Source organism: Frankia sp. AvcI1 (assembly GCF_001420875.1).
Classification (GTDB): domain Bacteria; phylum Actinomycetota; class Actinomycetes; order Frankiales; family Frankiaceae; genus Frankia; species Frankia alni.
In genome coordinates, this window is the sequence record NZ_LJFZ01000007.1 from 218,206 (window position 1) to 225,050 (window position 6,845).

The 6,845-nt window shown below is 71.8% G+C and carries 5 protein-coding genes and 13 pseudogenes; all 18 read left to right on the plus strand.

What is annotated here, in order from left to right; all coding sequences use genetic code 11:
• Positions 1-2: 2 nt before the first annotated feature.
• Positions 3-147 (plus strand): annotated as a pseudogene (locus UK94_RS46420) (hopanoid biosynthesis associated radical SAM protein HpnH); the annotation flags it as partial.
• A gap of 1 nt (position 148) precedes the next feature.
• Positions 149-330: pseudogene (locus UK94_RS46425) on the plus strand (hopanoid biosynthesis associated radical SAM protein HpnH); the annotation flags it as partial.
• A 1-nt stretch (position 331) separates the two neighbouring features.
• Positions 332-481, plus strand: a pseudogene (locus UK94_RS46430) (hopanoid biosynthesis associated radical SAM protein HpnH); the annotation flags it as partial.
• A gap of 9 nt (positions 482-490) precedes the next feature.
• Positions 491-672 (plus strand): annotated as a pseudogene (locus UK94_RS46435) (hopanoid biosynthesis associated radical SAM protein HpnH); the annotation flags it as partial.
• An 18-nt stretch (positions 673-690) separates the two neighbouring features.
• Positions 691-905, plus strand: a pseudogene (locus tag UK94_RS46445) (DUF3463 domain-containing protein); the annotation flags it as partial.
• 1 nt (position 906) lies between these two features.
• A pseudogene (locus UK94_RS46450) lies at positions 907-998 on the plus strand (hypothetical protein); the annotation flags it as partial.
• Between the two features lie 494 nt (positions 999-1,492).
• A partial coding sequence (locus UK94_RS73375) for a hypothetical protein (protein WP_268761290.1) occupies positions 1,493-1,552 on the plus strand: 60 nt, incomplete at its 3' end.
• A 1-nt stretch (position 1,553) separates the two neighbouring features.
• Positions 1,554-2,413 (plus strand): annotated as a pseudogene (locus UK94_RS46455) (branched-chain amino acid ABC transporter permease); the annotation flags it as partial.
• 60 nt (positions 2,414-2,473) lie between these two features.
• Positions 2,474-2,672, plus strand: a 199-nt coding sequence (locus UK94_RS73380; RefSeq protein ID WP_268761291.1) for a hypothetical protein, incomplete at its 3' end; no start/stop codon positions are given.
• Position 2,673: 1 nt separating this feature from the next.
• Positions 2,674-2,861: pseudogene (locus UK94_RS46465) on the plus strand (hypothetical protein); the annotation flags it as partial.
• Between the two features lies 1 nt (position 2,862).
• Positions 2,863-3,654 (plus strand): annotated as a pseudogene (locus UK94_RS46470) (branched-chain amino acid ABC transporter permease/ATP-binding protein); the annotation flags it as partial.
• 1 nt (position 3,655) lies between these two features.
• A partial coding sequence (locus tag UK94_RS46475; protein ID WP_235487337.1) for an ATP-binding cassette domain-containing protein occupies positions 3,656-3,773 on the plus strand: 118 nt, incomplete at its 3' end.
• Between the two features lies 1 nt (position 3,774).
• Positions 3,775-4,450: pseudogene (locus UK94_RS46480) on the plus strand (ATP-binding cassette domain-containing protein); the annotation flags it as partial.
• A gap of 101 nt (positions 4,451-4,551) precedes the next feature.
• Positions 4,552-5,201 (plus strand): ABC transporter ATP-binding protein (locus UK94_RS10085; protein WP_313949474.1); only part of this gene is annotated, 650 nt, incomplete at its 3' end.
• 106 nt (positions 5,202-5,307) lie between these two features.
• Positions 5,308-5,648 (plus strand): AMP-binding protein (locus UK94_RS46485; protein ID WP_268761292.1); only part of this gene is annotated, 341 nt, incomplete at its 3' end.
• Between the two features lies 1 nt (position 5,649).
• Positions 5,650-6,457: pseudogene (locus UK94_RS46490) on the plus strand (long-chain fatty acid--CoA ligase); the annotation flags it as partial.
• A 1-nt stretch (position 6,458) separates the two neighbouring features.
• Positions 6,459-6,594 (plus strand): annotated as a pseudogene (locus UK94_RS73385) (hypothetical protein); the annotation flags it as partial.
• Position 6,595: 1 nt separating this feature from the next.
• Positions 6,596-6,828, plus strand: a pseudogene (locus UK94_RS46495) (cyclohexanecarboxylate-CoA ligase); the annotation flags it as partial.
• Positions 6,829-6,845 lie beyond the last annotated feature (17 nt).

Genomic DNA, 6,845 nt, shown 5'->3' on the forward strand with positions numbered 1-6,845 from the left:
CCATTCCAGCACGCCAGGCGATCAGGGTCGGAGCCTATCTCGCGAAGCAGAAGATTCTGCGCCGCGAGAAGTTTCCCATCACCCTCGAACTGGAACCGCTGTTCGCGTGCAATCTGGCCTGCGAGGGCTGCGGCAAGATCCAGCATCNGGCGGACGTGCTGAAACAGCGCATGCCGGTCGAGCAGGCGCTGGCCGCGGTCGACGAGTGCGGCGCTCCCGTGGTGTGCCTGGCGGGTGGCGAGCCGCTGATGCACCCGCAGGTAGAGAAGATCGTCGAGGGCCTGGTCAAGCGGAAGAAGTTCGTGTACCTGTGCACGAACGCGCTGCTCANCCCGAAGAAGATCGACAAGCTCACCCCGTCGCCGTACCTGTCCTTCGCCGTGCACATCGACGGCCTGGAGGAACGCCACGACGAGATCGTGGCGAAGAAGGGTGTCTTCGCCCAGGCCGTGGACAACATCAAGGAGGCCCAGCGGCGGGGNTTCCGGGNGACCACCAACACGACCTTCTTCAACACCGACACCCCGCAGAACGTCATCGACGTCCTGAACTTCCTCAACAACGACCTCAATGTCGACGGGATGATGCTCTCCCCGGCCTACGCCTACGAGAAGGCCCCCGACCAGGAGAACTTCCTGGGTGTCCAGGAGACGCGGGAGCTTTTCCAGAAGGNGTTCGCGGAGGGCCGCNGGAGGGGCTGGCGTCTCAACCACTCGCCGCTCTACCTGGACTTCCTTGAGGGCAAGCTCGACTTTCCGTGCACGGCGTGGGGAATTCCGTCCTACTCCCTGTACGGCTGGCAGAAGCCCTGTTACCTGATGGGTGACGGCTACGCCGAGTCCTACCAGGAGCTGCTCGACACCACCGACTGGGACTCCTACGGCCGCGGCAAGGACCCGCGCTGCNCGAACTGCATGGCGCACTGCGGCCACGAGCCGACGGCCCTGGCGGCGACGCTGGGGTCCCTGCGCGAGACGATCCGCGCCGCCGCGCGCTGATCGTCGCCGCAGGCTGATCGTCGGCGCGGACTGATCGTCGCCGCGCGCTGATCGCAGTCGGGTGCGGACGGCCCGGTATCCCGCCCCGGGCAGCCCGCCGTCCCCACCCCCGGCGGCTCGGCCTCCGGGCCGTCGGGGGTCCGTCCGGTCGGGCGGCGACGCCGAACGACCGGCAGTTCTAACTCCCTCGTCACCTGCCCCGACACGCCCGACACGCCGCCGCCACGCGGCCCTCGCCCGGGACCTCGACGCCCCCGCGAGCAGGTCGGACACCCGTCGCAACAGAAGAACGCGCCAAGCCTCTGGTCGGCAGACAATCTGACGGTATGATTCCGGCCACACGATCGAGTGGGCGGCCTGGCCGTTCGGGCGGGCATCCGACCGGGCGGGTGCGTCCGGCCCCTGTGGTGGGTTCGGTCTGAGGCAGAATCTGACGGGAGTGTCGGAATGATCTTCCGAGGTGCGCGTTCCCGGTCGGCGGGGTGGCCGATCGTATGAACGACCTCTTACCTTTTGTGATCATCGGCCTGGTCTCCGGCTCCGTCTACGGACTGNCGGCCACGGGCCTGGTGCTCACCTACAAGACGTCTGGGATCTTCAACCTTGCGCACGGGGCGGTCGCCACGACCGCCGCCTACACCTTCTACTTCTTACGGGTCCAACATGGCCTCCCCTGGGGATTGGCCGCGCTGCTCAGCGTCGGCGTCGTAGGACCCGCCCTGGGACTTCTGCTCGAGTTGATGGCACGCCGCCTCGCCGAAGTCCGGGTCGTCTACAAGATCGTTGCAACCATCGGCATCATCCTGGCCGTCCAGGGCTTCTTCACCGCCCGCTACGGCGCCCAGAGCCAGACCTTCCCGACGTTCCTGCCGACCGGCTCGGCGTTCACGCTGTCCGGGACGGTCGTCACCTGGGACCAGATCATCATCACGGCCATCGCGCTGATCGCCACCGCGGGGCTGTACCTGTTCTTCCGCTTCGCCCGTCTGGGCCTGGCGATGCGCGGCGTCGTCGACGACCCGGAGCTGCTCGACTCCGCCGGCACCAACCCGGTGGCGGTCCGCCGCTGGTCCTGGGTGATCGGCAGCACGTTCGCCTGCCTCGCCGGCGTCCTGCTCGCCCCGAGCCTGAGCCTGGACGCCCTGCTGCTGACGCTGCTCGTCGTGCAGGCGTTCGGCGCCGCCGCGCTCGGCTACTTCTCCAGCCTGCCGCTGACCTACGCCGGTGGCCTCGTCGTCGGCGTGCTCGCCTCCATCCTGACCAAGTACGGCGCGGTCACCCACCCGAACGCGCTGCTGACCGGGCTGCCGCCGAGCACTCCGTTCCTCGTGCTGTTCGCGGTCCTGCTGCTCACCCCGCGTCGGCGGCTGGTCGACCGGCGCCTGTCGGCCCGCCTGCTGGTCACCGACACCTGGNGGGCCCCGGCCCGTATCCAGGTCAGTGGCGCGGTGGTGCTCGCGGCCCTCGCCGTCGCCGTGCCGTTCCTCGTCGGCAGCTCGCGCATCCCGACCTACACCGACGCGCTGCTGAAGGTCATCCTCTTCCTGTCCCTCGGGCTGCTGGTGCGCACCTCGGGCCAGGTGTCGCTGGCCCACGCCGCGTTCGCCGCGATCGGCGCCGCCTCCATGGGGCACTTCACCACCGGCCTCGGCCTGCCCTGGCTGGTCGCGCTGCNGCTCGCGGGCCTCGTCGCCATCCCCGTCGGTGCGGTCATCGCGATCCCGGCGATCCGGTTGTCCGGGGTGTTCCTGGCCCTGGCCACCTTCGGCTTCGGCATCGCGCTGGAGCAGATGGGCTACCCGCTGAAGATCCTTTTCGGGTCCAGCACCTCGGGTGTGCGGGTGCCCCGCCCCGGGCTGTCGGNCTTCGAGAGCGACCGCGGGTACTACTACCTCGTCCTCATCTTCGTCGCGTTGGTCGCCGCCCTGGTGGTGGGCGTGCACCGCAGCCGGCTCGGCCGGCTGCTGCGCGGCCTGAGCGACTCGCCGACGGCGCTGGCCACCCACGGCGCGAGCGTGAACACCACCCGGGTGCTCGTGTTCTGCCTGTCCGCCTTCGTCGCCGCGATCTACGGCGGCCTCTACGGCGGCTCGGTCTCGGCGGTCACCGGGTCCTCGTTCTCCTCGTTCTCCTCGCTGGTGATCCTCGCCGTCCTGGTGATCAGCCTCGGCGGGGAGCCGTGGTACGCCTTCCTCGCCGCGGCGGGCATGGTCCTGCCCAGCGCCTACATCACCAACGAGAACACCACCAACTGGTTGAACTTCCTGTTCGGCGTGTCCGCCATCGCGGTGTCGCTGAGCGGGGGGCCGCCGCGCAACGTCGCGCTGCGCCGGCTGGCCGACCGCCTCGGCGGCCGGCCAGCCGAGGCCGCGACGGTCACGGCGGCACCGGCCGGCGAGCCGGGTGCCACGCCGGCGGCCGGCACGGACGCGCCGGCGGCCGGCGCGCCGGCGGTCGATGTGCCGGCGGTCGACGCACTGCCGCTCGACGCGGCCGCGGCGGCCGAGGTGGCGGCGATCTCGATCGAGCGGCCCGCCGCCGTCGCCGCCGCGCCCGACAGCGGCATCGAGGTGGAGAAGGTCAGCGTCCGCTTCGGCGGCAACCTCGCCGTCGACAGCTTCTCGCTGATCGCCCCCCAGGGCCGGGTCACCGGGCTNATCGGGCCCAACGGCGCCGGCAAGACGACGACGTTCAACGCGTGCAGCGGCCTGGTCCGCCCCAGCAGCGGGCGGGTGCGGCTGCACGGCTCCGACGTGTCGCGGCTGCCACCGTCGGNGCGGGCCCGCGGCGGCCTCGGCCGGACGTTCCAACGGATGGAACTGTTCGACTCGATGTCGGTGCGGGAGAACATCGTGCTCGGCCGGGAGGCGTCCATGGCCGGGGTCCGGCCCTGGCGCCACCTCGCCGGGACCCGCGCGCAGCGCCGGGTGGTCGCCGAGGCGGTGGAACGCGCCGCTGCCACCTGCGGGATCACCGACCTGCTGGACCGGCCCGTCGGCATCCTGTCGACCGGGGAGCGCCGGCTGGTCGAGCTCGCCCGCTGCCTGGCCGGCCCGTTCGACATGCTCCTGCTCGACGAGCCGTCGTCCGGCCTGAACCGCCTGGAGACGGCCCGTTTCGGCGAGGTACTCGCCGAGGTGATCCGCCAGGGCGACGTCGGTGTCCTGCTCATCGAGCACGACATGGCGCTGGTCATGGAGGTCTGCCACTACATCTACGTCCTCGACTTCGGCGTCCCGATCTTCGAGGGGACTCCCGCCGAGGTCGCCGCGAGCGACGCCGTGCGCGCCGCCTACCTCGGCTCCGAGGCGGCCACCGCCGACGCGTCCGACGCGTCCGACGCGTCCGACACGCCGGAGACGCCCGGCGGGTCCGACCAGACCGGCGAGACGGGCCCGGCCGATCCCGCGGCGCCGTCGCGCCAGACCGTGTCCCAGGAGGTGGGTTCGTGACCGTCACCGAGACCCGGCCGGGCGGCGAGGGCGCCGCCGCCGCTCCCGCGACCCCGGTGCTGGAGGTCCGCGGGCTCGACGCCGGCTACGGCTCGTCGGCCGTGCTGCACGACGTCTCGCTGACCGTGCCGCGCGGCAGCGTCGTCGCGCTGCTCGGGCCGAACGGCGCGGGCAAGACGACGCTGCTGCGGGTGGCCTCGGGTCTGCTGCGCCCGACCCGCGGCGAGGTGATCCTCGACGGGCGCGACGTCACCCGGGCCCGGCCCTACCAGCGGGCCCGGGGCGGGCTGTGCCACATCCCGGAGGGCCGCGGCGTCTACCCGTCGCTGACCGTGCGGGAGAACCTCGTCCTGCACACCTGGAAGCGCAACGTCGACGACGCGCTCGAGCGCGCGGTGGCGAACTTCCCGATCCTCGGCAGCAAGCTGTCCCAGCCGGCGGGGGAGCTCTCGGGCGGCCAGCAGCAGATGCTCGCGGTGATGCGCGCCTACCTCGACGAACCGTCCGTGGTGCTGGTCGACGAGGTGTCGATGGGGCTCGCCCCGGTGATCGTCGACCAGATCTACGAGTTCCTCGACCGGATTCGCCAGGCCGGGACGTCGCTGCTGCTCGTCGAGCAGTACGTCCACCGCGCCCTGGCCGCGGCCGACCGGGTCTGCGTGCTGACCAAGGGCCGGATCGTGTTCGACGGGCGTCCCGAGGACGTCGCCGAGGAGGTCTTCGAGCACTACCTGGGCGTCGACCCGAACCANGGCGGCTGACCGCGCGGACCCCGGCACTGACGGGAGAGAGGAGTGGCCGCCGTGACGACGTCCGCATCGGCCGTGATACCCATCGACGACCTCACCTTCTGGGAGGTGTGCGAGCGGCGGGCACGGCTCACCCCGGACCGGTTGATGATCGTCGACGAGCGGGACCGCCGGATCACCTTCGGCGAGTTCCGCGACCGGGCCGAGCGGGTGGCCGCGGGTCTGCACCAGCTCGGGATCGGCCCGGGATCCCGGGTGACCTGGCAGCTTCCGACCAGGATCGAGACCCTGCTGGTGTGCCTGGCGCTCGCTCGCCTCGGCGCCCACCAGAACCCGGTGATCCCGGCGGTGCGGGGCCGGGAGGTCGGCTTCGCGCTGCGCCAGACCGGCGCCGAGTGGGTCGTGCTGCCCGGCACCTGGAACGGGTTCGACTACGTCGAGATGGTCTCNGAGCTCGACTGGTCCGACGCCCCCCGGCCGCGGATCGTGGTCGTCGGGGTCGACGACCTGCCCGACGGCGACCCGGCGACCCTGCCGGCGCCGCCGACCGATCCGCGCGAGGCCCGCTGGACCTTCTACACCAGCGGCACGACGTCCGAGCCCAAGGGCGTGCTGCACTCGGACGAGTCGCTGATGTGGGGCGGGCGCGGTTACGCCGAGCGGATGCGGCTCGACGCCGACACGGTGTTCGCGATGCAGTTCGCCATCGCGCACATCGGCGGGCCGAACCTGTTCTGCTTCATGTTCTCCGTCGGGATCCGCACGCTGTCGGTGGAGCGGTTCGACCCGTCGTCGCTGGCGGAGCTGTTCCGCCGGCACCGGGTGAACCTGTGCGGCGGCAGCGTCGCCTTCGGCGAGCTGCTGCTGCGCGAGCAGCGTCGGCGCGGGGCCGGCCGGCTGCTGCCGGACCTGCGCCAGCTCGGCGGCGGCGCCGGCCCCACCCCACCGGCGATGTTCGACCAGATCACCGCCGAGCTCGGGGTGACCTACATCCCCGCCTACGGGATGACCGAGGTTCCGATGATCGCCGTCGGCTACCCCGACGACGACGTCGAGCTGCGCCGGGGGACCGACGGGGCGCCCGTGCGCGGCATCGAGATCCGAGCCGCCCGCCTCGACGGCACCGTCGCCGATCCGGGGGAGGAGGGCGAGCTGCAGATCCGCGGCCCGCAGGTGTGCAAGGGCTACCGGGATCCGGCGCAGAGCGCGCAGGCGTTCGTCGACGGCTGGTTACGCACCGGCGACCTCGGGATGGTCCNCCCGGACGGGCGGATCAAGCTCACCGGCCGGATCAAGGACATCATCATCCGCAAGGGCGAGAACATCTCCGCGCGGGAGGTCGAGGACCTGCTGGGCACCCACCCGCTGGTCGCCCGGGTCGCCGTGGTCGGCCTGNCCGACGACGAACGCGGCGAGCGGGTCTGCGCGGTGGTCGAGCGGGTGCCCGGCCAGCCCGACCTGGACTTCGCCGAGATGCAACGCCACCTGCTCGCCGCGGGCCTGGGCCGCTACAAGCTGCCCGAGCAGCTCGAGCTCACCGACGAGCTGCCCACCCAGGGTTCGATGCTCAAGATCTCCAAGGCGGCGGTCCGCCGCGAGCTGCTCGCCCGCGCCGGGGCCGGCACCTGACGGGAGTGCGGCGCCGG